General features: G+C 57.6%; 17 protein-coding genes. 2 read left to right on the top strand and 15 right to left on the bottom strand.

All coding sequences use genetic code 11. The annotated features are described in order from the left end of the window. Positions 1-50: 50 nt before the first annotated feature. The 9 genes from MUN82_RS11955 to MUN82_RS11995 all read right to left on the bottom strand — a co-directional run bounded on the left by MUN82_RS11955 (position 51) and on the right by MUN82_RS11995 (position 12047). Positions 51-890, bottom strand: coding sequence for a glycosyltransferase family 2 protein (locus MUN82_RS11955; protein ID WP_245090595.1), 840 nt, complete (start codon positions 888-890; stop codon positions 51-53). A gap of 137 nt (positions 891-1027) precedes the next feature. Further along, positions 1028-2281, bottom strand: coding sequence for a glycosyltransferase family 4 protein (locus MUN82_RS11960; protein ID WP_245090597.1), 1254 nt, complete (start codon positions 2279-2281; stop codon positions 1028-1030). Then, a complete protein-coding gene (locus tag MUN82_RS11965; protein ID WP_245090599.1) occupies positions 2278-3315 on the bottom strand; it encodes a nucleotide-diphospho-sugar transferase in 1038 nt (345 codons plus the stop codon). The genes MUN82_RS11960 and MUN82_RS11965 overlap by 4 nt, the downstream gene beginning before the upstream one ends. 53 nt (positions 3316-3368) lie before the next feature. Beyond that, complete coding sequence (locus MUN82_RS11970) at positions 3369-4577, bottom strand: glycosyltransferase family 4 protein (protein ID WP_245090601.1); 1209 nt, start codon at positions 4575-4577, stop codon at positions 3369-3371. 30 nt (positions 4578-4607) lie between these two features. Then, the gene (locus tag MUN82_RS11975; protein ID WP_245090603.1) at positions 4608-5900 is read right to left on the bottom strand and encodes an O-antigen ligase family protein; all 1293 of its coding nucleotides are present in this window, start codon (positions 5898-5900) and stop codon (positions 4608-4610) included. Positions 5901-5924: 24 nt separating this feature from the next. Next, positions 5925-7151 (bottom strand): glycosyltransferase family 4 protein, encoded by a 1227-nt coding sequence (locus MUN82_RS11980; protein WP_245090605.1) that lies wholly within the window; start codon positions 7149-7151, stop codon positions 5925-5927. Further along, on the bottom strand, positions 7148-8728 hold the full coding sequence (locus tag MUN82_RS11985) for a lipopolysaccharide biosynthesis protein (RefSeq protein ID WP_245090606.1): 1581 nt from the start codon (positions 8726-8728) through the stop codon (positions 7148-7150). The genes MUN82_RS11980 and MUN82_RS11985 overlap by 4 nt, the downstream gene beginning before the upstream one ends. A gap of 92 nt (positions 8729-8820) precedes the next feature. Then, complete coding sequence (locus MUN82_RS11990; RefSeq protein ID WP_245090608.1) at positions 8821-11208, bottom strand: polysaccharide biosynthesis tyrosine autokinase; 2388 nt, start codon at positions 11206-11208, stop codon at positions 8821-8823. A 56-nt stretch (positions 11209-11264) separates the two neighbouring features. Continuing rightward, positions 11265-12047: a polysaccharide biosynthesis/export family protein gene (locus MUN82_RS11995; protein ID WP_245090610.1), complete on the bottom strand. Its 783-nt coding sequence runs from the start codon at positions 12045-12047 to the stop codon at positions 11265-11267. A 523-nt stretch (positions 12048-12570) separates the two neighbouring features. Here MUN82_RS11995 and MUN82_RS12000 point away from each other — a divergent pair. Next, a complete protein-coding gene (locus MUN82_RS12000) occupies positions 12571-13848 on the top strand; it encodes a flavin monoamine oxidase family protein (protein WP_262922817.1) in 1278 nt (425 codons plus the stop codon). 9 nt (positions 13849-13857) lie between these two features. On the opposite strand, the gene MUN82_RS12005 is transcribed toward MUN82_RS12000, so the two are convergent. The 3 genes from MUN82_RS12005 to MUN82_RS12015 all read right to left on the bottom strand — a co-directional run bounded on the left by MUN82_RS12005 (position 13858) and on the right by MUN82_RS12015 (position 15653). Beyond that, the gene (locus MUN82_RS12005; protein ID WP_245090613.1) at positions 13858-14280 is read right to left on the bottom strand and encodes a hypothetical protein; all 423 of its coding nucleotides are present in this window, start codon (positions 14278-14280) and stop codon (positions 13858-13860) included. Between the two features lie 99 nt (positions 14281-14379). Continuing rightward, the gene (locus tag MUN82_RS12010) at positions 14380-14826 is read right to left on the bottom strand and encodes a hypothetical protein (RefSeq protein ID WP_245090615.1); all 447 of its coding nucleotides are present in this window, start codon (positions 14824-14826) and stop codon (positions 14380-14382) included. 107 nt (positions 14827-14933) lie between these two features. Next, positions 14934-15653 carry a PD-(D/E)XK nuclease-like domain-containing protein gene (locus MUN82_RS12015; RefSeq protein WP_245090618.1) on the bottom strand — a complete coding sequence of 240 codons (720 nt, stop codon included), beginning with the start codon at positions 15651-15653 and terminating at the stop codon, positions 14934-14936. 212 nt (positions 15654-15865) lie between these two features. Between MUN82_RS12015 and lysA the strand changes: the two genes are divergently transcribed. Beyond that, complete coding sequence (gene lysA, locus MUN82_RS12020) at positions 15866-17014, top strand: diaminopimelate decarboxylase (protein ID WP_245090625.1); 1149 nt, start codon at positions 15866-15868, stop codon at positions 17012-17014. Positions 17015-17167: 153 nt separating this feature from the next. On the opposite strand, the gene MUN82_RS12025 is transcribed toward lysA, so the two are convergent. The 3 genes from MUN82_RS12025 to MUN82_RS12035 form a co-directional block, all read right to left on the bottom strand. Continuing rightward, a complete protein-coding gene (locus tag MUN82_RS12025; RefSeq protein ID WP_245090628.1) occupies positions 17168-18697 on the bottom strand; it encodes a SusD/RagB family nutrient-binding outer membrane lipoprotein in 1530 nt (509 codons plus the stop codon). A gap of 29 nt (positions 18698-18726) precedes the next feature. Continuing rightward, positions 18727-21720, bottom strand: coding sequence for a SusC/RagA family TonB-linked outer membrane protein (locus MUN82_RS12030; RefSeq protein WP_245090631.1), 2994 nt, complete (start codon positions 21718-21720; stop codon positions 18727-18729). 545 nt (positions 21721-22265) lie between these two features. Continuing rightward, positions 22266-23918, bottom strand: coding sequence for an ArnT family glycosyltransferase (locus MUN82_RS12035; RefSeq protein ID WP_245090634.1), 1653 nt, complete (start codon positions 23916-23918; stop codon positions 22266-22268). Positions 23919-24024 lie beyond the last annotated feature (106 nt).

A 24024-nucleotide genomic window follows, 5' to 3' on the forward strand; every position in this document is an offset into this window, starting at 1 on the left:
TCAACTAGCAAAAAAAGAAGGGATGGTGCTACCATCCCTTCTCTACTCTTTTAATGGAGGAAGTACCCTACCACCCGCCGAGCATAGCCATTAAGCAGGAAATATGGCAGGTAGGGTGCTGGGCAGTTTTTTAGGGCAAAGTGCGTAAAATTCACCATGTTGCCCCCGCCCCTGATACCAAATAGGTGTTGGTAATACCCTTTCAGGCTGCGGTGCTTGCGCGTGAGCGTCTGGCCGCTTTCTTCGGGGTAGGTGCTCAGGATGGCGTTGTAGTTGAGGTAGTTCGGAAAGCCGTTGCGGCGCGCTACGCTGGTGTAGTCAAAGTCGGCCAGATAGTGGGGTAGGCGCTTTTCGTCGAACAGACCTATTTTGTCGATGACAGCCTTCGGAATCAGCAGGCCGCGACCGGGCAGGTAAGTTACCTCGTGCAGGCCGGTACGCTTTTCAGGAGGAAGCACTTCTAGCAGGTCACGGCGCATGTTAGTGCGGAAGTTCAGTGTTTCGCCGCCATAGATAGGCTCACCGGTAGCGGCGTCCAGCTCTAGCGCACCCAGTACAGCGTTGGGGTTGCGCTCGGCATCGAGCAACATCTGCTCCACAAAGCGCGGGTCGGTCACCACATCATTGTTGAGGGTCATGACGCGAGTAGCGCCCAGCTCCAGCGCCCGCCGGATGCCTAGGTTTACACCCGCCGTCCAGAACAAATTCCCGTCGCCCTTTACTACTATCACTTCCGGAAACTCCTCAGCCAGCATCTGGTCGGTGCCATCCGTCGAGCCATCGTCCACCACAATGGTACGGAAGGACTGGTTGGTTTGAGCCCGCAACGAGAGCAGGCACTCGCGCGTGTATTCTTTGCGGTTGAAAACGGGTATAACGATGTAAAGCATTGCAAGAGGGGTAGTAAGCAGTAAGGAAAATAGCTACGCTTTGGGCAGCTTCTGGATAGACAGCCGCATAGCTGTTGGGCCGAAGAACTTCGGCGGCGCAGGTTTTATATTCGTCTTGAGAAGCTGAGCGTCCTAGATCAGGCTTTCTGTAGTACCGTTGCATGAGGCACTGCCTCTTCAATCAGGTGCAACATGCGTTGGCTCCGGGCCGGCCAGCTTTGGGTGCGGGCGAAAGCGTAACCAGCCCGGCCCATGGCCAAGCGACGCTCCGGGTGGTCGTAGCACTCCTCGACAGCGCGGGCCAGCGCCGCCACGGTTTCATCAGGAGTCGTGACGGGTACCTTAATGGCAGCCTCGGCGGGTATAAAGTCGCGGGCGCCTTGGTGATTGAGCGTGATGATGGGTAGGCCGGCGCCCATGGCCTCCAGAAACTGCGAGGCGAAGGAGTCGCGCAGACTGGCAAACAAGAATGCGTCGTGCGTCAGAAACACCTCCCGCACTTCGGCCCAGGGCAGGCTGCCGCGCCAGGTCACGCGGTCTGTTAGGCCGCGCTGCCGTAGCAGTTCAGGTAGCTCTGCTCCTACTGGCCCATCGCCCACAATGGTTAGATGAAAGGGCACCCGCGCCGCTACCTTCGTCAGGGCATCGAGCACCAGGGGTAGGGCTTTGCGGTGAATCAGTCGGCCCAGCCACAGCAGACGCAACTGATCAGCTGGCTCGCGCACCGGAAACTCAGCGGGCAAAAAAGACTCCGGCAGCCCCGAATCCAGAAACAGCTCTACCCGCCGGGCACCCAGCGCCCGGACTTTCGCGGCAGTTTCCTGGTTAGTAGTCAGCACCAGCGCTGCGTGGCGGATGCTATGGCGCACGTTCCGGTCTCCGGCCATCAGCACCCGGCTGATGGTATTACGCATGGTTTCCGATTTGAACCAGTCGGGAATGTAGGACTGGAACGAACGGGGCGTTTGCTGACCACCGCCCAACGGACCGATAATCAACGGCTTGCCTACACGCCACAGCCACGATGCCATTTGCAGACTGCCGTAGGTAGCGTGGTGTATCAGATCGAACCCAACCGTAGCCTCCAGCTTACGCGCTGCACGCCACGCCTGGTACTGCCACACCATATAGTGTAAGTACACGCCAAACTGCCACCGGTAGAGGTAGTCTACCCAGCCGGGCACGGCTACGTACACAAAATGCAGCTTAGCCCGCCCTTCGGGCGAAACGTGCTCAGCCAAGTAGGCTTCTATGTCAGCCCGCTCATCGGGGCGTGTGAAGCACCACACCTCATGGCCATGTTGCAGCCACTCTTGTGTCCAGCTATAGCCAATGCCGCTTTCCCCGCCTTTCGTGGGATTGCAGGCATACGCGGAGAGCAGCACCTTCATGACGACAGCGAATTGGCGGGCACTACCTCCGGCGCTGATGCCGCCGTTTTTGTTTTAGGGCTTTGCAAACCCGAAGCCACTGGCTTCTGCCCGGCAAACACCCGCCGCACGATGGCCGACAAGCGGCTGCGCAGAAACTCGTTGAAGCGCTTCCGGTCGCGGGGCCGGTCGAGGCGCACGTAGGCGGGGTGGCGCAATGGGAAGCTCAGCTCCTGCGCGGGTAGGGCGCCCATCATGTCGCCGTCGTCGTGGGTGTGAGTGGAGTTGTTGCCGAAGCCAATATTGCCCACCAGGTTCACGGCCGGCACAATATACAGGCCCGAGTTCATAGCAATGGTGTACTCCCACTGGTAGTCCCACACATCAGGCGGCGAGGGTAGGGCCAGTACGCCGCGCATCTTACCCAAGCGGTAGCGCCGTTCCAGGGAGCTGCTGAACACGCCATCGAAAGCGCCACTGGCAACGGCCTCCCGGAAACCCGAAAGATGGTAATCGTACATGTCCCAAGCACGGCGCCAAGTGGCCCAACCCCAGCTGTTGCGTTGCTCCGAGAAGTAGTAAGAAGGCGCGTCGGGCCCCAGCGGTCGTTGCGCTTCGGAGCCAAAGTTGTTGCCGCCAATGTGCATCACGCGGGTATCGTCGCGGTAGCGGGCCAGCAATTCCTGGCAAAACTGGAAGAAGCTGGGCGAGGGCACGCAGTCGTCTTCCAGAATAATGCCTTCCGTTTCGTGGCTAAAAAACCAGTTGATGGCCGTGACGGGCCCTACCCCACAGTTCAGGTTTTTCTCTTGAAACAACGTGAATACTTCACACGGCCAATCCACTTCCTCCACAATGGCGCGGGTTTCGGCGCAACGCACAGCGTCGGTAGGGTGGTTGGGGCGCGGGCCGTCGGCGGCCACGTAGAGCCGGGTAGGCCGCGCCTGGCGGATGGTATCAAACACGCGCCGGGTGGTGTCGGGCCGGCTGAAAATCAGCAGCAGCACCGGCGTATCTAAGGCCGTAGCAGCAGACAGGGTAGCAGAGGGGGTCATAGTAGATCAAATAGCAATGGCAGCTGCCCTTAGCAGAGCGACGTCGGCAGTAGTTAGGCGGTGGCCGCTACGGCAGGCGCAGCGGCGGCCGTTGGTACCGAGTCGCGTACGGCCTCGTACATGGCCAGGGTACGCTGAATAATAGTATCGGGGTTATGCCGCTCGCGGGCTACGGCTTGTGCCTGGGTGACAACTCGCTGGTATAGGGCCGGGTCGTGATAGAGACGCAGGGTCTGACGAGCCAGGCTGGCGGGCGTCAGGTCGCAAAGCAGGCCGGTTTCGCCTTCGGTGATGAGGGAGGCTACCCCACCTACGTCGGATGCCACTACGGGTAGGCCCATTAGCTGAGCCTCGCACACGCTATTGGGGCTGTTGTCGATATACGACGGGTGCAGCAGACAGAACGACTCGCGGCACAAGCGGGCCAGGCCGGCACCTGTCTGGAACGGACGGCACTCCACGTGCTCGGGGCCGATGTGCTGTAAGTTGTATTTAGCAGCCACGGCAGCTACGTCGGCGGGCTCCAAGCGGCCTACAATCACGAGGCGCATGTCGGGGGCTTGCTGGCGAATGAGGTCGAAGCCCATCAGCATTTCCTTGAAACCCTTGATTTCCTGCTTGCCCCCTACAAACAGCGCCTGCGGGCGGGCGGGTTGCGTCGGCGCGGGCTTATCAGCCTCCTCGAAAAACTCGGGCCGAATCGTCTCCCAGTTGTGGAAGATGCGGGCGCCGGGGCTCAGGCGCTTCGTGTGGAACTTGTCCCAATCGGTACGACAGGAGAAGTTGTGCACTGTGGGCAGGTAGCGCTTCTCATAGAAGCCCGCCAGCGTCCACAGAAACTTCAGCATCGAAAACTTCTGGGGCACTACCCTGGCGTACTCCGATACGATACCCTGCACTGATAGCACCATAGGTGCGGGTAGGCTGGCCGTCATGGCGGGTAGTTGCAGCTCCGAGCCGTGCAGGTGCAGCACGTCGTACTCTTTGTAATGCTGCCGCAGGTACTTCTTCACAATGGCAATGCGCCACTGGTAAAGCGTCAGAATATCGGTGCGCACCTTAGGCACTTTCAGGTAGATGAAGTGCATGCCATCGCGGTCAAACTCATCCACGGGCTTGTCGATGCGGTGCGTCCAGTTCAGGATGGTTAGCTCCACGCCGGGCTGCTGGCGCAGCAACTCTGCCAGCGTGCCTACCCACGGAACGGGGTGCGCCGCGGGCTCAGAAGGGTGAGGATAAGGGGCAAGCCAGAGAATTTTCATATAGAGCTAAATAACAGGCAGACAGCAGAGTTAGATAGGCAACGCCGGAGCCGATACCCGGCGCGCGTGTGCCGCAGACCGCGGCTGTAGTAGGAAGGGGTCTGTCATGGGCTCGGCCAGGGCGGCCAGCATCAGGCCAATCAGGCCATAGTGGTAGGTAGACCAGTCGTAGGATGTGCCGAACACAATCAGACTGATGAAGAAGGCGACTAAAGCAGCCGTATCGGCATCGAGGAAACGTGAGCGAAGCAACCGCCGCGTAACCAACACAATCGGCACTAACACCACCAGCAGAATGCCCAAAATGCCAAAGTAGAAAGCCCGGTCGAGGTAGAAGTTGTGGAAGTGGTGGCCGGTGCGGTCTTTCCACATAGGCATGTCGCTGCTGGGGTCGTAGAACTGCATGGGCACTTCGAAACCTTCGAGGCGCCAGCCAGCTACGGGGCGTTCTTCTACCAACGGTAGGTAGGATTCGATCTGCTTGAGACGCCAGCTACCGGTGCCTTGCTTGTCGGCGTTGGCAATGTCGTCGATACTCTGCTCGAAGCGGGTGACTACCTGCGGATTATCCAGCACCAGCATAGTCACGCCCAACGACCCTAGGATGAAGGGAATGACCAAAAGCATTACCATTTTTACAGGTGAGAAGCGTGCCAGCCGTGCCCGACGCAACAGCAGCACGTCAATCGGAATGGCAATGAACATGGCAATCCACACCGAGCGGTGTTGCAGAAAAATCACCAGCGGCATGCACACAAACACGATTAGCAGGGAAGTAAGCGAATTGCGCAGCAGGTAGTTGTTCAGGCTAAGCAGGATGACCAGCACAAACAGGTAGGCTGAAGCGGCGTTGAAGCCTCGCGTATTTTCCACGAAGGCGCTCAGGCTCAACGATTCCCGGTGAAATAGTAGTAGGTTGCCCACGGACACTAGTAGAATAACCGTACTCAGCTGCTGCATAGGCGGCAGCCCGTGCCGCCGGTAGAAGCCATAGATGCCGAAAATGGTGAGCAGCACAAACAGCTTGTTGAATACGTGAGCGTATTCCAGTACGGAGCCCCACTCGGCATACGATTCCAGCATCATCCCTCCTATCACCAGCAACACCGCTATCAACCACTTGCGCATCAATGGCTCGAAGTAGCGCCAGTAGAACCAGATGCTAGCCAGCGAGCCAGCCAGCAAGGCATACACCAGAAACTTCAGCTCACCTGGCTCCTGGTCTACCCGATCAGCCCCGAACGCAAACTCCCAGAAGGCTTTACTGGTAGCCAGTATCGCCAGGAAGGGAATGAGCGCCAGAAAGTTCAGCTTGATTTTCATGAAATGCGGGAGTATACCGGCGGTTTAGCGCGCTTGCATAGCGGGTTGGGGTCGCGCCGGGGTAGGCACCCTTGCCGGGTGGGTAGGCGTTGGGGCAGGCAGTTGCCGGGCCTGCTCGAAGAAAGCCAGCGTATTCGCCAGCATCACGTGGGCATCGAAGTGCGTGCGCCCGAAGGCGTGCTGCCGCTGCCGCAGCTGCTCCACTCGTGTCGGAGTTGTGAGGAGTTCTTGTAGATAGTCTGCCAGCTCGACTGGTGGCGTAGCAACTGGTATCAGTGCTTCGGGGGTAGGCGCCAGTAGCTCCGGGATGCCGCCCACTGCCAGCGCCACGGCTGGGCACTCGGTGGCCATAGCTTCGAGCAACACCAGTGGGCAGTTTTCGCGGGTGGCGGCGTGCACGTAGAGGTTGGCGGTGCGCAGCAGGGCCATTATCTCGCGGTGGTAGCCTAGCAGCACCACGTGCTGTTCCAAGCCGGCCGCGGCAATTTGCTGGCGCAGATGCTCCTCGTCTTCGCCCTTACCTACTAGCACCAACACAAAATCAGTGTATTGTTGCCGGAGCGCGGCGGCTACCTGTACTAGGTACCGCTGATTTTTGCGCGGCTCCAATTGCCCTACGTTTAACACGATAGTCCGATTAGGAAACATCGCCCGCAGATCGGGTACGCTGGCTGGGAGAGTAGGCTCAGCGGGAGGCGTCATGTCCACGCCGTTGTATACAACGGTTGATTGGGCATCGGCCGGTAGCCAGGGTAGGGTGCGTTGCAGCACGTAATCCGATACCCCAATGAAAAACTGCGTTTTGCGCAGCAGAAACGTGTACCAACGGTGCAGAAAGCGCGCCGACAGGCCTGAAAGGTGCAGTTGATGCACCAGTTCCTCGGCCGGGTGGTCGTTGAAGTGGCCGGTTACGATTACGGGTGCCTGGTCGCGCAGGGCTAGCCGGGCAGCCCAGCCACTACTTACGTCCTGTGCATTCACCACATCGTAGCGGGCGGTGCGGTCGATGGCAAAATATATCTCAGCTACGAAGCCTAGTTCTATCCCTATGCGCGTACCCGATTGGCCAAATAGGCCTAGGGCACGACGGAAAACTCCAATGGCGCGTCGTACCATTGGCCGCAAGCTGGCCTGCGTGATTACCGTCACGGTATGGCCTTCGCGCTGAAGTTGCTCGGCCAGTCGCTCGTAGTGCACGCGCACCCCAGAAGGGGCACCCGGAACCATTAAGGAGGTCAGCAGGATGTTCATGGCGTGAGGGAGCTAGTCAGTGGCTCAAAAGAAGGAAACAGCGGCTGTCGGCGCTCCAGAAAAGCAGCATAGCGGGCCAGGCTGGCATGCAACGGGGTAGGCAGGCCCGCTACCTTGCGTAGGCGGTTTAGTCCCTGCTGCAAGTGCGGGTGCAACTCGCTAGAAGGCCAGCGTAGCACCACAACGCCCAGAGCCAGGCCACCCATAGCAATCTGCGCCACAAGGGTAAGCAGGGCCGGACTGCCTACGGAGCGTAGACCCAGCGACACGGCCATAATCCCTACCCCTACAGCGGCGGCGTTCAGAAGACCTGGTAGGTACATAGCTAGCAGCTGCCGGTACCGAATACCAATGTCGTTGTGAGTGATGCGCATGTATAAGAAGGTGCGCACCACCTCGCCCGTGCCGATAGCGGCCGCAATACCCAGCAGGCCATAGTCGCGCAGCAGCCAGAACAAGCTGGTCAGCAGCACCATGAACTCCAGGTTCAAAATCACTTTCTGGCGCAAATTTGCCCGTGCATCAGCCACAATACCAGCAAACATAGTGGTCATACTCAGCGGAATAGCGAAGCACAGCATCCGCAGAATCGGAACCGAGTCCATCCACTTGGGCCCAAGTAGCACCTGCACCATCTCGGGGGCTGCCACAGCAACGCCGGCGCACATAGGCAGGATGACGGTAGCTACCAGCGTGCTGCTTTTCAGGTAGAGCGCCCGTACGCGCGGCACATCTTCCTGAATTTTGCTAAATGCTGGGAAGGCCACCCGCGCCAAACTATTAGTCAGGAAATACATGGGCAGGTACAGCAGCATGTAAGCACGGTTGTAGATACCCAGCAGCGTACTCCCCAACAGGCGCCCGATCAGCAATGTGTCGAGGTTGCCATTCACAAACTCCAGGAAACTGATAACCGATACCTTGCTCCCGTAGCCAAGCAACTTGGCATATGGCTCGCGGCTGAAGATGAGCTGAATAGAGTGGCGTACCAGCGCGTAACTCATCAGGGTTGCAAACAACTGCTGCGCCAGACTGGCCAGAATTAGGCTCCACACGCCCATACCAGCCCAAGCCATGGTGATGCCTACCCCGCCATAGCCCAGAATATAGGCTAGCACATCTATTTTGGCAATGGAGTCGAAGCGCATTTCGCGCCGGAGCAGGCTGGCGGCGGTAGTACCGATGCCCACCAGCACAAAGCCTAGGGCTTGCATTCGCACGATGGGTACCACCGCTTCATTTTTCAGGAAGAATACTGACAGTGGCGCCAACAGCCAAGCTAACCCAGCCACCACAATGCTCAGCCCAATGCTGGCCGTGAAAGCCGCTCGAATATCCGTTTTACTGATTTCTGGTCGCTGCACCAGCGCGTGGCCCAGGCCCATTTCGGCGAAATAGCTACCGAAGCGCAACACCACGCCCGACATGGCCACCAGACCAAACGCGGCAGGGTCCAGCAAACGCGCCATCACCGCCGTGTAGCCAATCTGCATCAGTGCATTTGCCACGGTGGCAGCGGTAGTCCACTGCACCCCGCGCACAGCGGCCGATGCTACATTGCTAGAGGTTACTGCCATTTAGTTGTGCGTTAAATAGTTGTCAGTTAGTAGCTACCTATTGGGAGTTGCCATTAAAATCAGACAACTCCCAATGGGCAGCTACTAACTCACTAGCTGCCGTAATTATAGGCTTTGGTTTTATAGCGGTACTCGTAGGTATTGGCGAAGTGCACGTCGTTGATGACAGTGTACAATTGCTTCACCTTCTGGTCGCGATACAGCTCGTCGATTTGCCCTACCATTTCGCGGTCGGTGTAGTTTTGGCGCACTACATATAGGTTAGCATCCAGGTGCTGGAGCAGCACAAAGAACTCTGATACATAGCCCATGGGCGGAATATCTACCATCAGGTAGTCATACTCCTCCTTGAGTAGCATAATCAGGTCTACCAGGCGCTTCGACTCCAACAGCTCCGTGGGGTTATGCGGAATCGGGCCGCAGGCCAGCACATCCAGGTTTGGAATGTCGGTCACAATGCGGGCTTCTTCCAGCGTGCTTTGGCCGCTCAGGTAGGTGCTCAGGCCTTGGGGTGCCTTGTGGTCGATGCCCAGGTAGGGCGCCACAGCCGGGCGGCGCATATCGCATTCCAGCAAAATCACGCGGCGGCCGCTGCGGGCCAGCTCGGCGGCCAAGTGCACCGAGCAGAAGGTTTTGCCCTCGCCCGGCACCGACGACGTAACGCCGATAACGCGCTTGTCGAGGCCAGCCGAGAGGTATTGCAGGTTTACCCGAATTGAGCGGAAGGCTTCCACAATGGGGCTACGTGGGTCCTGGGTCTGCACGCGGCGGTCCTTGCTGGTACCGTGCGGAATCACGCCCAGCAGCGGAATATCTGTAATGCGCGCTAGGTCTTCTTTGCCCTGCACGCGGCGATTAGTCTTGTCGATCAGCAACACCAAACTGGTAGGGATGGCCAAGCCAGCCAGCAGAGCCAGCAGCGCTACCAGCGGCGGCTTAGGCGCTGCCGGACCAAGACCAGTTTGCCGGGCTGGGTCCACGATTTTCTTATCCGTAGTGTTGGTAGCCAGCGCAATGGCGGCTTCGTTGCGCTTTTGCACCAGAAAGCTGTAATTCTTCTCGGTGGATTCGCTCGTAGTTTGCAGCGAGTTCAGCTGACGCTCGTTTTCGGGGGTGCTGCTCAGCTGGCTACGCACAGCGCTCAACTGCTGGTCCAAATCGCGTAGAGCAATTTCCGAGGTGCGGGCCAAGCTACCCAAGGTCTGAATCAGCTGCTCCTTGGTAGTGCTGATTTTTTCGTCCAATGCCACCACCTGGGGGTTTATGTCGCTGGCATTCACGGCCAATACGGCGCGCTCGTTGTTCAGGTCCGTGAGCTGCTCAATCAAATGCGTAACCGTAGGATCGGAAACGCCGGCGCTGCTGAGGGTCGCTACCTGCGACTTGCCGCGGTGCTGCCGCAAGTAAGACAGCATGCTTTCGTAGAATTTCTGATCGGTGGCCACACGGGCGCGCATGGTGCCCAACTGTGCCTGCTGCTGAATGTCTACACCCGACTGCACGCCTACGTCTACCACGTTGCGGGAAGCCCGGAAAGAGCTGAGGTTGGCAGTGGAGCGGGAACGAGAATTTGACAGTTTGCCAATCTCATTGTCCAGAAAAGCAATGGTCTTGCGGCCCGTTTCATTTTTCTGGTTCAGGTCATCCTGTACGTAGGTGGTCATCAGCGTATTCAGGAAGCGTTGCTCCTTTTCAGGCACACTGCCCCGAATGCTCAAGAGCAGAATCCGCGACTCATGCTCAGTGGGTTGCACTTTCAGGCGCTGCTGATAGTCAGCAGTCAAGCTGCTCATATCATTGAGTCGGAAGAAGTACTGCTCACTACCAGTAGCGGGGTAGCCCGGCTCGGTATTAATGACGACCGACAGCAAAGGCGTGCGGAGCGTGTCGCCTGCCGCTATGGTCTGGTCAAACTGCACATCTTCTACCTCGCGCACCAGTTCGCCCGAGAACAACTGGCGCAGCTCGCCCTTGTCGGCCTCGGCGTGCACCCGGAAACGACCATTAGCTAGAGGCTCTACATACACGGGTACTCCCGTCAACTGTGGCTTATCAGCTAGGGTTTGCACCTGAAATGGCACGCCCCCTGTGGCCCGTTCGCGCACTTTCAGCTTGCGAACCGAGTTCAGCCAAGAGTTAGGCACGGCGTAGTAGCTCACGGAAAAAGGCAGTTGCTCCAGCGTGCGGCGCACCATGTCGGCTGAGGTGAGCAGCCCTACCTCATCCTCAATCTTTACTCCACGCTGCTTGTTGTTGTCCAGCAATTGAAGCAGTTCTTGGGTTTGCTTGGAGCCGGTAGACTGGTCGCCAATAAGCATGGTCGACTGGTAGTCGTATACCGGTGATTTTACAGCCAGATACAGCCACGCGCCTAAGCCCGCGAGTAGCAGGCAGCCCACAAACCACGGCCAGCGACGCCGGAGCTTAAAAAAAAGCTCGTGCAAATCTATTTCCTCTGAAAAAGCAGAACGGGTTTCCATACCAGATAGTCCTTAATTAGGTTAGCAGCAATAAGCAGATCGTCTATCCGACCGTTCTACTTGAGAATAAAGCCCAGCAGCAGCACAATAGATGACACGCCTGCAAAAACCAGGGCCAGGTTGCCAGCATTGGCGCGGGTAGTGCGGGCTTTCAACGGCTCCACATACAATGCGTCGTTGGGGAGCAGGTAGTAGTAGGGCGATTGGAGCAGCTTGGGGTCGGTGAGATTGATGAGCACAACTTCCGAACCATTTAAAGTTTGCCGCACCAGTTTCACGTTTTCGCGGTTGCCAAATTCCGTTAGGTCGCCGGCCATACCCAGGCCTTCCAAAATGGTAGCCTGTGGGTTGTAGATGAAGTAGCGTCCTGGCGCGCGAACCTCGCCCAATATTGTCACTTTAAAGCTCAGCAGCTTCAGCAGCACATTCACATTGAGTACGTAGTTGCTAATGCTTTTCTGCACCAATGCCTGTGCTTGGTTGATATCTAGCCCTTGCACTTTCAGCTTGCCTACAGTGGGTAGGCTAATGTTGCCATCCTCCCCAATAGGGTAGCCTGTCATATACAAAGTGCCAGGGTCACCAGAGTTCATAATCTGGGTTCCGGTGATGTTAAATGGCTCCGTCAGCTTTGGATCGGCGCCTTGCACCCGAATGCTAAGCACATCGCCAGGTTGCAGCCGGTAGTTGGGCCGAGGGTTGGGTACCGCCACCGGCGCTTTCACAGAATAGCTGCTACTCTGCAGGTAGGGCAACTTTTCTTGCACCACGCAGCTTTGCAGACTTACTGCCCAAACAACCAGAAAAAAAAGCAGACGTGAGCGGAGGGGTAGACGCATAAACGCGGGGTAAGAGAATTGCAAGAAGAAGGAATGATTATGGACGTACAGTGGGAGTAGTAGGATTTTTTTGAATATAACGATGTTTATCCTATATCCGTCGATTAGCAAAGTTAAGACACAAAAGCCTGTAATTTATTGTTAATCGTATAAATTATATGTATATGCTAAGTTAACAAAGTGATAATATGTTTATGTATCAGCTTGTATAGCTGCACAACATAAGTACATAATTTTAGCTATTTCCAAGACCCATACGTGACATAAGAAATAGCGTTACATAAGATACGTTTTACTTTTAACACCCAGATTTCGGGCAGACACGTATACAGCTGGCAAATTTTGGCTACCTGACTTCATTCGATACTACCGGTACGCTATTCATTATATATGATAAATACTTGTATATCTGATAGAAAGCTAAACTATTATCAGTTTATAGCTTCCTCTAATAGCGAGTAAGTATAGCTACTTCCTTTTACTCCTGTTAGCAGCAGATTAATTTTATACTGCTGCTTTGCTTATGGATTCTACCGATGTTGTAATTGTGGGCACTGGTGCAGCCGGCCTAATGGCGGCCCGCACATTAGCCCAGGCCGGCCGCCAGGTGCTGGTGTTGGAAGCCCGCAACCGGGTAGGCGGCCGGGTGCATACCTACACGCCCGCCGGTTTTAGCGCCCCTATCGAAACAGGTGCTGAGTTTTTGCATGGCGCAGTGCCTCTCACGCGGGCTTTGCTAGCCGAAGCAGGCCGCACGTGGCACGTCTCAGAAGGCCGGGCCTATGCCGTGCGGGGTGGACAACTGCAGGAAGACGACAACTTCTTTAAACACCTGCCGCAACTACTCGATAAGCTACAGGCGCTGCCGAACGATCTGCCACTGGCTGATTTTTTACAACAGGAATTTTCGGGAGAGGAGCACCGGACTCTGCGCGAGATGGCCCTGCAGTTTGCCGAGGGCTACGACGCAGCTGACCCGACCCGCGTGAGCGCCTGGGCCCTGCGCGACGAGTGGGCCAGCGGCGACGCTGACGACTCGCCAAGACCGGTGGGCGGCTACGGCCCGCTGCTGGACTGGCTGGCCCAACAAGCTCAAGCTGCCGGCGCTACGCTGCAACTCTCGCGGCCGGTACAGGAAATCCAGTGGCAGCCAGGGCAAGTGCTGCTTATTGATCAGCAGGACCAGCGTTATCAGGCGCGCCAGTTGTTGCTCACAGTGCCCTTGGGCGTGTGGCAGCAGCCAGCAGAACAACCGGGGTATCTACGCTTCACGCCCGAGTTACCCGAGTACCGGGCAGCGGCGGCGGCGCTGGGCTTTGGCATGGTTACCAAGTTCGCGCTAGAATTTAAGGAGCCCATTTGGGAGGTCAAAATGCCCGAAATGGAGTTTCTTTTCTCCGATGCTACGGTGCCTACCTGGTGGAGTCAACAGCCCGATGCACGCCCCTTGCTGACAGGCTGGCTGGCCGGCCCGGCTGCCGAGCGCCTACGACAGCACTCAGAGGAGCAGTTGCTGCAGCACGCGCTGGAGTCCTTAGCGTATTTGCTGGACACTACGCCTACTGCGCTCCGTGAGCAACTCCGGGCGTGGCACGTAACCAACTGGGGCGCCGACCCACTGGCAAGAGGCGCCTACTCCTACCCTACCGTACAAGCGGCTCCAGCCCGCGCCCTGCTGGCTACACCCATTGCCAACACCTTGTTTTTTGCGGGCGAAGGTCTTTACGAAGGCCCAGCTACGGGCACCGTTGAGGCGGCGCTGGTAAGTGGCCAGGAAACAGCACGCGCTATGCTGGCGTAATGTGGTCAGTTACTCGATACTCTGCAGCCAAGCATCAGCCTCAGACATCAGCGAAAAGCGCTTGTACAGTAGCTGGTTGGGTGAAATTGAAATGATAGATTGCGTTGCCAACCGATGCACTGGGTCTTCGCCTTCTACAATGGCGCAAAATCCGAAACCTGCTTCGGCTATGGCACGGGGCACCCAATTTGTGGCAATCCATTGCTGCGCCTCAGCCGAGAGCGGGCGCCGTCCACCGTGCTCCGACAAAATTTTAGAGGCACCTGTACGCAGCAATAGTGCTAATACCTGCTCGTAGAAGGCCTCCAATGCCGTTTGGGTGATGCGCTCAGCACTCCAGGCCAGATGTACGTACCCGATTGTATTGTAGAGTAGGCGCCCCGCCTCGTTCTGATAAAACTGAGTTTCGCGCGCTCGTATCAGTGTATTCATAACCAACATCTACCCCCTACCAAAACGCTAAGGATGCGGCCCCATGTGCAAGGAGCCTGCCACCTTTGTGGATAGTGTTTATGCTGGTGAGAGTAGCTGCTATTCTGACAGTACTGGCTGCTGCAAGATCTTGTGCAGCCAGCCTTTCGCCTCTTCTATGGTAGGCTGAGTTACAGGCTGAATCTCGTACTCCTTGTTAGCTAGCGTTTTGGTACTATAGCTGGCCGCGGCAATCTGCCCAAATACATTTTCCGACTGCACAATGCAAATGTGGCGGATACCGGCAGCGTAGGCCCGCGGGTTCCAGTCAGTATTCAGCCAATGTTGGTCGTCAGAGGTAAGGGCACTCATCTGGCGCGTATCGGCCAGCCAGCCCAATAATGGGGTGCGCTTGGCCTCTTCTTGATAACAGGCCAAGGCCTCGTTCATCATGGCCTGAAACTGCTGCCGATTGGCGAAAGAGTGCCACTGGGTGATGATGCAAGGCACATTCGGGTCGAACAAGATAGAGCCGTAGGTGTAAGCAGCCAGTGTAATATCAGCCATGAAAAGAGTAAGCAATAAACCGGCCTTCGCAACCAGATGGGTAGGACAAGAATACAGTGCGCAGAAGCGCTACCTACGTTTGCGTTTGCAAAAGGTTGCGCCCAACTCTATTTCGTCTTATACTGCGCACCCAAATTATCAGAAATCGTACGTACGGTTTCGCTAAGATATGAGGGTAGCTCGGCAGTAGGTTGTAGCAGGCGCAATAAATACAGATACTTGCGACGACCATCGGCCAACATGTCGGGCGTCACTTCTACCGTGAAGACGCCAAACGGCTCAAATTTCTGCACCCCTACCAACAGGAAACGGTCAGCATGCAGGGCATCGAGGTAGAAGGCGGCCTGGCGGTCGTAGTCGAAACCGGTGCACTGGGCACGGAAATGCTCGTAGTCGCGGGCACCAGTGGTTTTAAAATCGACAATAGTATACGGCTGGTCGGGCTGGTCTACCACCAAGTCGGCGCGGAGCTTACACAGCGTGCCGGTGGTAGGCTCCGTGAACAAGCAACTGGGCTCGGGCACCCCTACCTCCAACAGCTGGCGCAGCTCGGGTTGCAGCTTTACGCCCTCCACCAGCCACCACACCAGCGTATCGTTGAGGCCGGGCTGGCCGGGTTGATACTGCTCGGGCTCCAGCAGGGCCGTATGAAAAGCCGTACCGAAGCTAAGGGCATTCTGGTTGCCGGGTGTGCGAGGTAGGCGGCCATTCAGCGCATCGCGCAGGCGCGACAGGTCGGAGTTGGCCACGGCCGGCAGGGCGCGGTAGTCGTCGTAAGGTAGGCGGAGCAGGTCGGGGCGGCGCGCCGGGTCGGTTGGATAAGTCACGGGGAAAGAACGCGAATCGGCGGTAAATAACTCCGCCGTACTTGATAAACTCCTATGTATACGCAACAGTTTTATCCTAGCGTTTCCGTGCCGTTCTTTGCGTTGCAAGTTGTGAGTTGCCAGCTGTAAGTTTTGAAGTTTTCACCAGAGAATCTACACCTAGTAGCCGGCAACTCATAACCCGCACTCACAACTCGCAACTCACTGACCTGATGTCATTTCACCTACCGGCGGATTTGCTTGACCGCCCTACCCCCTACTACCTCTACGACCTAAACCTACTAGAGCGGACGCTCCACATGCTGCAACAAGCCGCCCAGGCGCACAACGTGCAGGTGCACTATGCCTTGAAAGCCAACGCCAACCTGCCCGTGCTGGAGCGCGTGCAACAGGCTGGCTTCGGGGCCGACTGCGTGAGTGGCAACGAGGTGCAACGGGCCCTGGACGCCGGCTTCGCGCCCGATCATATTGTGTTTGCTGGGGTAGGAAAATCCGATGCGGAAATCAACCTGGCGCTGACCGCCGATATCTGGTGCTTCAACGCAGAGTCGGGGCAGGAGCTGGAGGTCTTGAACGAGCTGGCCGGTGCCCAGGGCCGACGTGCCCGCGTGGCGCTGCGCGTGAACCCCAACGTGGACGCGCACACCCACCACTACATCACCACGGGCCTGGATGCCAACAAGTTCGGTATCAATCTATCTGATCTGCCGGCTACCGTGGAGTTGCTGGAATCCCTACCCCACCTGGAGCTGGTAGGCCTGCACGCGCATATTGGCTCGCAGATTACCAACCTGAGCGTATTTGAGCAGCTCAGCCACAAGATCAACGAGCTGCAAACCTGGCTGGAAGACAAAGGCTACCAACTCCCCCACCTCAACGTGGGCGGTGGCCTGGGTATCAACTACGACGACCCCGATACGGATCCTATCCCTGATTTCGAGGCCTATTTTGCAGCCTTTGGCCAGCATCTGCACCGCCGCGCCGGCCAGCAGGTGCATGTGGAGCTGGGCCGCTCGGTGGTGGCGCAGTGCGGCACGCTCGTGAGCCGGGTGCTCTACGTGAAGCAAAGCCAGCAAACCAACTTTGCCATCCTCGATGCGGGCATGACGGAGCTGATTCGCCCGGCCCTCTACGGCAGCCACCACCATATCCAGAACGTAACCAGCACTGCCAAAACCGATAAAACCTACGACGTGGTAGGCCCTATCTGCGAGTCGTCGGATACGTTCGGCAAAGGCATCCTACTCCCCGAAACCAAGCGCGGCGACCTAATTGCCCTGCGCTCGGCTGGTGCCTACGGCGAGGTCATGTCCTCGGAATATAACCTCCGCGAAAAAACCACCCCGGTGTATGTGGGGTGACTTTGTCGAGTGACTGAGTGAAAAGACGGCTGTCATCCTGAACGCAGTGAAGGACCTTATGCTAGTTGAACGACTATCGTAATAACGACTCGTTCACACGTGATAAGGTCCTTCACTGCGTTCAGGATGACAGCCGTCTTTTCACTCAGTCACTTACCGGTCCCACCATACCCGGTCGCGCAGGCCGTCGAGGGGGCCTTGTTCGCTGATTTGCGTACCGTTGGTGGTGCGCTCGGTTTCGGGGTAGAGCAGGCGGAGCGGGCGCGCCGTGGGGGTAGGCGCCTGGGGCGAGTTGGGCAGCGCGGCGGGGTAGCCCAGGCGACGGTAGTCATTCCAGGCTTCTATGCTGCTGATGCTGTTCAGGGCCAGCCACTTCTGGGCAATCAGGCGCTCTATCTTGTTGGCAGCCTGCTCGTAGCTGACGGTGGGCTGGGCCAGGTAGGTAGTCGTAGCGGCAGTCGGTACGTCGAGGTACTTAAACGATTCGCTGATGGCTGCGTCGTAGAGGCTTTTGGCGGTAGTGCCCGTTAGCCAGCCCCGCTCGGTGGCTTCGGCTTGCAGGAACAGGCTTTCGAACGAGCTGAGTAGCACCGAAGGCTGCTGGGCGCTTTTGAACAGGCCGCCGGGCTGGTTGTTGTTTTCGCGCGGACCGAGGAACGTGGACGTATTGGCGCGGTTGTAGGTGGTGCCGCTGTTGGCCGGCGCCCCGAACACTACGCCGCGGTACTGCCCGGCGCTGTTACGGGCATACAGCCGGGCCAGGCGAGGGTCGTTGAGGCGTTGGTACTCACCTAGCACAAACTCAGTGGGGCGCAAATCGGTGAAATTGGCTGTGACTACGCCCGCGGCGGTGCGGTAGTATGCTTCCCAGAAGGGATTCTGCTTGCCGGCTGTTACGAGGTAGCCGGGCTGCACGTAGGCATTTTCGCCTACCCCCAGAAAGCCGCTGCCTTCGGTTTGAATCTTGGCTAGCTCTGCTTGCACATAGGAGCCAGTGCCGGCTTCGCTCTGGCGTAGCAAGGCTCGCAGCTTCACGGTGTTAGCCAGCTTGATCCAGCGTGTCATGTTGCCTTGAAATACTACATCGTCGGCACCGGGCTTGGGGGCCGTGAGGGGCGCCTGCTTGATATCGGCAATGCCTTCGCTGATGAGGTTTACGGCTTTTTCATACACCTGCTGGCCTGGTTCGTAACGGGGCGTCAGGCGCACGGTGCCTTGCAGGGCGTCGTCAAATGGCACGTTGTTGTAGAGGTCGACGAGGCGCAGGAAGTGCCAGCCCTGCATAATCTTGGCAATGCCCGCGTAGTTGGGCGAGTTGGTGCCCTCGGCTTCCTGGCGCAGCAGTTGGTAGGTGAGCAGCGTGGTGTAGCCATTCTCCCAGAACGGAATACCATCGCGCCCGTCGGTGATGGCTACCAGGCTGTAGGCTTTTTCCTTGGTGAAGAGGTTGGCGCCCTCGTTGGTGGTGCCCCAGTAGCCGCCCCACAAGGCCCCTAGCTGGTTGAGGGCCACGGTTTCTTCGTTCACGGTGCTCACCAACGCGGCCGGCAAACGCAGGTCGGCGGGGACTTCTACCGCTTTATTCGGGTTGTTATTAACGTCGAGAAAATCTTCGCAGCCGGTGAGCGCTAGGCTGCCAACGGTTGCCAGCGCCAGGGAAAGCGTATAAATAGTACGTTTCATACAAGCAAAAAACAAGGAAGGCTAATCGATTAAAGTGTCACGTTCAGGGTGAAGCCCACGTTGCGGTAGGGCGGTACCTGGCGGAAGCTGAGGTAGCCTTCGGTGTTGTTGTAAGAGTATTCTGGGTCGCCGTAGTCGTTGTCTTTGGCCCGGATGGTAAACAGGTTCTGGGCTATTACCCCCACCGTGGCACCTTTCACCAGCTTCTGGCGGCCCAGCAAAACGGGCGGCAAGGAGTAGCTCAGGTTCAGCTCGCGCAATTTCAGGAAGTCGGCTTTGGCGGCGTAGTTCACTTGGTATGGCGCCACGTAGCCGTTCCAGTAGGCCTTGCCCCCGCTCTGGGTTTTCACTTCCGTGTTGGGTGTGAATACGCCGGGTGCGGTTTCAATCACCGAGTTGGGAATCACGAAGGGCTGCCGGTCATACTGTACCGTGAGCGGGCTGGTGCCGCTGGTAATCATGCGGTTGGCAATTTCCGAGTACAGGTGCGCGCCCATCCGCCAGTCGAACTGCGCGGCCAGCCGCAAGCCTTTGTAGTCTACCAACGTATTGAAGCCCATTTGGTAGGGTGGCACCATGGTACCACGGTAGGTGTCTTGGCTGGCTGAGGAGGGGTAGCCGGTAGTGCCGTCCACGATGACGCGGCCCTGCGGGTCGCGGCGGTAGTCGCTCAGCTGGAGGCTAGGGTAGGGTTTGCCCTGAATGGCATAGGCCTGCCGGAACTTGTTGACCGAGGTCAGGTCGCCGTATAGCTCCTTCACTTGATTGTTGATGTGGGCAAAGTTGAAGCCCAGGTTCCAACGCAGGTTTTCTTTGCGCACCACGTCGCCGCTGATGGTGGCCTCGATGATGTTGTTGGTGAGGCGCGCCGCATTCACGCGGGCCGAGCGGTAGCCGGTAGCCGCCGAGGTAGTAGCCGTGAAAATCTGGTCGCGCGAGTCGGAGTACACGTAGCCGGCTTCCAGGTTCAAGCGGTCCTGGAACAAGCCCACCTGGAAGCCCGCCTCGTAGGAAGTCACGAATTCCGGCTTGATATTCGGGTTAGGGTACACCGTGCCGGGCAGGTAGCCGGCCAGCCCACCAAATGGGAAGCCGTTGCCCTGGCTGTACACGTTTTGCAGGGAGTAAGGCGCCAGGTTCACGTTGCCGGTCTTATTATAAGAGGCAAATACCTTCCCAAACGACAGCACGTTGCTGTTGCGCAAGGCCGGAATGGCCTCGTTGAACACAAACGAGGAACTCACGCCGGGGTAGAAGTAGGAGCGGTTTTCCTCGCTCAGCACCGACACCCATTCCTGCCGCCCTGTTAGGGTCAGGAATAGGTAGTTGCGGTAGCCAGCCGTCAGCTCGCCGTAACCGGCCAGCTGCCGGTACTCCGTAATGGAGGAGCTACCGGTTAGCTCGCCTACCCGGTTTTCGGGGTTGAACAGGCCAGGCACTACCAACGCCGAGGCGGCAATACCGGTGGTTTTGGTGTTGTCGGCGCGCAGGTTCTGGCCAGCCAGCAGGCGGAAGTTGAAGTCGCCGAACTTCTTCTCGGCATTCAGAATCAGGTCGCTGTTGAGGCGACGGAAAGTTTCGCTGCCATCGTTCACGCTGCCAGCAATGTTGCGGCGACCAGTGCCCAAAAACTTGCCTACCGTGCTGCGCGTGTCGGTATTGGTATTAAATAGGCCAGCCCGGTAAATGGCGCTCAGCCAGGGCAGCACCCGGTAGTTGAATTCTATCTTGCCGTTAAGGGTCTGCTGCTCGCTGGTTTGGCGGTTGTTGGCAATCTGAAAATACGGGTTTTGCTGCATGTCGGTGAAAAACGCCGACGGGTTTGCAAACGGATTGCTCAGGTCTTTGAGTTGATGGAATGGCACGTTGGCCGGCATCTGGTAGGCCGTAATCCAGGGGCCATCGGGCGTGGTTTCGGTTTTGCTGAACACGTAGTTCAGGTTGTAGCTAGTAGTGAGCTTGCCGAACGTGCGCGACCCATTGAAGCGGCCACCCGTGCGACGCGTTTTGTCGTCGGGGATGATGCCCTTGGTGTTCACATCCTGCAACGAGAAAAAGTAGGTGCTTTTCTCGTCGCCGCCCGAAAATGACAGGTCGTTTTGCTGGGTGGTGGTCGTCTGGAATAGGTCCTCCTTCAGGTTGTCAACCGGCGAATAGGGCAGTTGCCAGCGCGTACCGTCGGCCAGGGCGGGCCCTACCGGGCGTACCTCCCCATCGAAGCGCGGCCCCCACGACTCGAACTGCGTGGGGTTGTACACGCCATCCACGCCCATACCGAACTCATTCTGGGTAGGCGGAATCAAATACACCTGCCCGAACGTACTGGTGTTGGTGTACGACACCCGCGCCTGCCCACGCTGCCCAGCTTTGGTGGTCACAATCAGGGCGCCGTTTACCCCTTCCGAGCCGTAGAGGGCCGCCGCGTTGGCGCCTTTCAGCACGTTGATGCTTTCGATGTCGTTGGGGTTGAGGCGGTTGATGTTGGGCACCGGCACGCCGTCTACCACGTACAGCGGCGCGTTGTTGCCGCTGATGGAGCGGGCCCCGCGCAGCAGCACCTGCACTTGTGGGTCCACTTTGCTGTCCACCAGATTGATGCGCAGACCGGCCACTTTCCCCGAAAGGCCCAGCACCGGGTTCACTACCCGGCCTTGGTTGAGGCGTTCGGATTCTATTTGCTGGTTGCCGCCACCCAGTTCCCTAGCCGAGCGCTTGATGCCCAGCGCCCCCGTCACCACCACTTCCGACAGCTCCGTTGGGTTTTCATTGAGCGATAAACTCAATGGCGCCGTGCTGGTGTTCACCGTTACTTCCTGCTGTCCGTACCCCAAAAAGGAGAGCCGTAGTACCTGCCCAGGTTGTGCAGGGATGCTAAACTGGCCATTGACGTCGGTGGCTGTGCCTACCGATGTTTCTTTCACCACTACCGTTACGCCCGGTAGCGGCTTACCCGAAGCTTGTTCTATAACAGTGCCCGTTACCAAGCGCTCCTGCTGAGCGCTGGCCGTAACTGCTCCCAGCATAAGAAGCGAAGTCAGCGAAACCGGTTGCCAAGCTGCAAAGCCGGGCCGCAAGAAAGAATAAAGATGCCGCATAGAAAGTGGAGAGATGCTCGCCGGAATGCAGTAAGCATTGATGAGATAGGGCTTATGCTAGTGAACAGCAGCGGTACAAATGAGACCCACCACTATTTAGAAGCATTTTAAACTACCGCAAACTTACACCCCAACTGATATACCTCCTACAGTATTTATATTAAATCTAAATTAAAATAAGCATTCCTTTCGTAGTCACGCGATTAGCTCTACACGTCATACTGGCGCCTCTATTATCCCCACGAAAAACACGACCAGTCACACTCGCTTCAGGATATAAGAAGATAGGCCTAGCTGACTAGGATGCCGCTTTTCTGAGTCCGACAGGGCTAGTTATAAGAATAGCTTCGCCCTATTTTCTGCTTTCTACCCTACTTATGCTTTACCGCAAGCACTCCATTTTCTCAACGCTGGCTTATTACACTACGCAAGCGTTGATGATGCACAACTTCACAAACTCACAAGTTTACCACTTACCAATACAACGTCCATTTGCCAGCTTTTCTCTGGTATTGCGTGTAGCGAAGCAGGGACTTGCGGTGGTTGGGCAAGTCGCCTTTCACGAGGAGGACGGGGCGCTGGCGAAGGAGGCTGTCGAGGGTAGGCTCCTGCTGGGCGTCGCGCAGGTTGAGGAGATTCTGCCGCCAGGCGTTGGTTGGCTCGAATTGAGTTTCGCGGGCCAGGGCGTCGTTGCCGTCGTAGAGAGACACGGGTAGGCGGCCCGTAGCAAAAGCCAGCGACGGCAACAACTCATTGTATATCAGCACGGGGCGCTGCGTGAGGCGACGCTCTTGCAGCAGTTCGGCCAGGGGGCGACTACCGTTGAACAGCAGTTCGTTTTGCCGCAGAATGGGCTTGGCGGACAGCAGCAGTACCACCGTAAACAGGGCCGGCAGCATCAGCAGGCGCGGCGCCATACGCACCTCGTCCCACAGCACCAGGGTAGCCACAATCAATACCACGCCTGCGGCCGGCCAGATGGCCGTGAACGGCGTAATTTCCAGCGGAAACTTACCGTCGATGGCCAGCAGTGGCAGCACGCACAGGGCAGCTAGAATCAGCCCGTACAAGATGCCAAAACCACTGTACCAGCGGTGCAGTACGCCATCGGTGCAGCGGCCCAGGTAGTAGGCCGTGAGCAGCGCTACCCCCGGAAACACCGGCAGCACATACAGCAGCAGCTTGGAGCTGGACAGTGAGAAGAATACCATCGGCACCACCACCCAGAAAATGAACACGTTGCGCCACTGTTGCGGCACCGTAGCCCAAGGTGTACGCACTGCCTGTGTAATTAGGGCCGCCGACCACGGCAAACTGGTAGCGGGCGCCAGCACCAGGTAGAACCACCACGGCTTGCTGCGGTGAAAAGTGGCTGCATTGGCAAAGCGCTCCACGGTGTGCTCGTAGAGGAAATAGCGCACAAACACTGGGTTTTCAATTACCAGGTAGATATACCAGCTCAGCCCTACCAGCACAAACAACCCGATACCCACCGCGTGGTGCCACGTGAAAGGCCGCCGGGCCTGCTCCCGCTTGAAGTAAAACCCAATCACCGCCATCAGCGGCAGCACAAAGCCCACGGGGCCTTTGGTGAGGAAGGCCAACCCTAGCCCTACCCAAAACAGGTACAGCGCCCAGCGGCGGCCATCGTGGTAGTAGCGCAAGATGCCGTAGGCGGCGGCCAGCTCCAACGTGGCCAAGTAGGCATCGGTGGTGACATTGAGGGCCGAGATAAGTACTACGGGTAGGGTTCCATAAATAACAGCGGCGCCCAGGGCACGGGCACGGTCGCCTGCAAAGAGCAGCAGCCCCACGGCATACACCAAGTACACCTGTAGCAGCACAGCCAGCACCGGTAGCAGCCGCGCGCCCAGGGCAGAGTGGTTGGCCAGTGCCAGTCCCGCGGCTGTAAGCCAATAGGTGAGCGGCGGCTTATGAAAGTGCTGAATGCCCAGCAGGCGTGGGTGCAGCCAGTCCTGCCCCGTCAGCATCTCCCGCCCGATTTCGGCGTAGCGGGCCTCGCTGCTTTCCAGCGGCCCCCAGCTGTTCAGCCCTATCAAAAAGGCCAGGCCCAGGGCCACGATAAACAGCCAAAGCCAAAGGCGGGAAGTAATAGAGCGCGGCATAAGCAACAGAATCAGACTGCAATGTTACCCAAAAAGCCGCGGGTACAAGTGCCTATAGGCGCTAAGGCAGATATCACCCCACCTACCCCAGCAACCGCGACTGGTA

It is taken from the genome of Hymenobacter aerilatus (assembly GCF_022921095.1).
GTDB classification, from domain to species: Bacteria; Bacteroidota; Bacteroidia; order Cytophagales; family Hymenobacteraceae; genus Hymenobacter; species Hymenobacter aerilatus.

What these genes read in the sequence shown, in the direction of transcription:
- lysA (WP_245090625.1), top strand. Translation starts at nt 15,866, where the DNA reads ATGTCATTTCACCTACCGGCGGATTTGCTTGACCGCCCTACCCCCTAC.
- MUN82_RS11990 (WP_245090608.1), bottom strand. Translation starts at nt 11,208, where the DNA reads ATGGAAACCCGTTCTGCTTTTTCAGAGGAAATAGATTTGCACGAGCTT.
- MUN82_RS11955 (WP_245090595.1), bottom strand. Translation starts at nt 890, where the DNA reads ATGCTTTACATCGTTATACCCGTTTTCAACCGCAAAGAATACACGCGC.
- MUN82_RS12010 (WP_245090615.1), bottom strand. Translation starts at nt 14,826, where the DNA reads ATGGCTGATATTACACTGGCTGCTTACACCTACGGCTCTATCTTGTTC.
- MUN82_RS12005 (WP_245090613.1), bottom strand. Translation starts at nt 14,280, where the DNA reads ATGAATACACTGATACGAGCGCGCGAAACTCAGTTTTATCAGAACGAG.
- MUN82_RS11995 (WP_245090610.1), bottom strand. Translation starts at nt 12,047, where the DNA reads ATGCGTCTACCCCTCCGCTCACGTCTGCTTTTTTTTCTGGTTGTTTGG.
- MUN82_RS11960 (WP_245090597.1), bottom strand. Translation starts at nt 2,281, where the DNA reads ATGAAGGTGCTGCTCTCCGCGTATGCCTGCAATCCCACGAAAGGCGGG.
- MUN82_RS11965 (WP_245090599.1), bottom strand. Translation starts at nt 3,315, where the DNA reads ATGACCCCCTCTGCTACCCTGTCTGCTGCTACGGCCTTAGATACGCCG.
- MUN82_RS11985 (WP_245090606.1), bottom strand. Translation starts at nt 8,728, where the DNA reads ATGGCAGTAACCTCTAGCAATGTAGCATCGGCCGCTGTGCGCGGGGTG.
- MUN82_RS12025 (WP_245090628.1), bottom strand. Translation starts at nt 18,697, where the DNA reads ATGAAACGTACTATTTATACGCTTTCCCTGGCGCTGGCAACCGTTGGC.
- MUN82_RS12030 (WP_245090631.1), bottom strand. Translation starts at nt 21,720, where the DNA reads ATGCTGGGAGCAGTTACGGCCAGCGCTCAGCAGGAGCGCTTGGTAACG.
- MUN82_RS11970 (WP_245090601.1), bottom strand. Translation starts at nt 4,577, where the DNA reads ATGAAAATTCTCTGGCTTGCCCCTTATCCTCACCCTTCTGAGCCCGCG.
- MUN82_RS11975 (WP_245090603.1), bottom strand. Translation starts at nt 5,900, where the DNA reads ATGAAAATCAAGCTGAACTTTCTGGCGCTCATTCCCTTCCTGGCGATA.
- MUN82_RS12000 (WP_262922817.1), top strand. Translation starts at nt 12,571, where the DNA reads ATGGATTCTACCGATGTTGTAATTGTGGGCACTGGTGCAGCCGGCCTA.
- MUN82_RS11980 (WP_245090605.1), bottom strand. Translation starts at nt 7,151, where the DNA reads ATGAACATCCTGCTGACCTCCTTAATGGTTCCGGGTGCCCCTTCTGGG.
- MUN82_RS12035 (WP_245090634.1), bottom strand. Translation starts at nt 23,918, where the DNA reads ATGCCGCGCTCTATTACTTCCCGCCTTTGGCTTTGGCTGTTTATCGTG.